This is a genomic window from Sodalis sp. dw_96, assembly GCF_018449575.1.
Lineage (GTDB): Bacteria > Pseudomonadota > Gammaproteobacteria > Enterobacterales > Enterobacteriaceae > Acerihabitans.
This window is the reverse complement of record NZ_JAAVUT010000049.1, coordinates 1-1737: the sequence shown is the minus strand read 5'-3', so window position 1 is coordinate 1737 and position 1737 is coordinate 1. Positions and strand designations below refer to the sequence as shown.

Below are 1737 nucleotides of genomic sequence, written 5' to 3'. Positions count from 1 at the left end.
TGGATGTGCGGGCGGACGATCACACCGAGGCCAACGGCACCCGGGTCACCGGCGACGGCGACGGCAATATCCAGACCCGCCTGGGCGTCAAGGCCTTTATGAACGCCTACAGCGAACGGGACAAAAACAAAGACCGCCTGTTCCAGCCCTTTGTGGAGGCCAACTGGATCCATAACAGCCGGGATTTCGGCGCCACCCTGGATGGGGTCACCATCAAAGAGTCAGGGGCGGCCAATATCGGCGAGCTTAAATTAGGCGTGAACGGGCAAATCAGCAGAAACTTCAACCTCTGGGGCAGCGTCGGCCAGCAGGTGGGCAACAGCGGCTACAGCGACACCACCGGCATGCTGGGAATGAAATACCTGTTTTAGGGCACGACCATGCCGCGCCATGCCCGCTAAAGAGCAGCTTGGCAGGATTAAAGAAAGAAGCGCCGATAAAGTCAGCGCTGCTTTTTATTTATGCTCCTCTGCTCACATTAATTGATTACCGGACCACCAAAAAATGGCAATTGTTCTTTTTTCTATTTAATGTGTTGTTTATGGACTAATGATTTTACCTCAAAGACGTTTAAAATTTAACAAGACCTGTTTTATCTTTACTTAATTGCGCTGAAATCTTGCATTATCCAATTCATGTCAGTGAGAAGTGTGCACCGGTCCCAGGAATAGATAAGCCCCGCAATACATATCTATTTTTATTGCGAAGCCAAGTCCGAGATCGCCCCATGGCATAATAATTAAAGGATTGTTAACCATGAGCAAGATTAATTCAACGCTACCATTTACATTACGTTATTTTATTATATCTAAAAAAACACCCACGTCTCCTCAAATCAAAGTATTAAATAAATTTAATATAATAACCGCCGCTATTGCATTGAGTTTATCGGGGGCACCAGGCGAAGTATTTGCGGTGTGCACCCCTCCCCTGGTGAGCGGAGGCGATACCATCTGTGATGATGGAGCAGTGCAAGCCACCACTGTCGGCACGGGACCCGGTATAAATAACGCAACCATTAACCTTCAACCTAACGCCCAAATTAATACCGGCGCAGCTACTGCGATAAGTTTAGATTCCGATTCCATTATCGCTTTGCAAAACGGCGCTCTGGTAGAAAATAATGCTCCGGCCGGAACGGGCTCAGGTTTCTGGGGGACGGGAGAAAATACGATTGAATTCAACAATAATACCACTTTGATCATCGGATCGGGGGCACAAGTGCTGTCGCACGGTTCTGCTACTAATTATGAGGCTATCGATGTTCAGGGGGCTGGAAATACCATCGTCAATCACGGGTTGATTCAAGGAAATTCCAGTTCGGCAATTTGGTTTGAGCCCGCCACCGGTATCAACACCGTTGACAATTACGGCACCATCCGCATACTGACCGCGGGCGGTACGGCTATCGGCAGTTCAGGCACGACGGTCTCTATAATCAACCGTGACGGTGGGGCAATTATCGGTAACGTCATTATGGGTTCGGGCAGCGATAGCCTGACGCTTGAATCTGGCTCGACATTGGATGGTAATATCAACGGTGGCGGCGGTACCAATTCCCTTACACTGTCCGGTTCGACCGGTTCGACAGATACATTGGATTTGTTATCGGGAAATATCAGCAACTTCCAATCCCTGACCAAAACCGGCGCAGGGGAGTGGCTATTAGCAGGTCAGCTCGCCCCCACTATCGCCAACGTGACCGTTAATGACGGCACCCTGGCCCTGGCGGGAAAT

The 1737-nt window shown here is 49.6% G+C and carries 1 protein-coding gene and 1 pseudogene; both read left to right on the top strand.

All coding sequences use genetic code 11. The features are described from left to right. Window positions 1-371: autotransporter outer membrane beta-barrel domain-containing protein (locus HB631_RS26700; RefSeq protein WP_213994198.1), on the top strand; the 371-nt coding region annotated here is incomplete at its 5' end. Between the two features lie 385 nt (window positions 372-756). Beyond that, a pseudogene (locus HB631_RS26695) lies at window positions 757-1737 on the top strand (hypothetical protein); the annotation flags it as partial.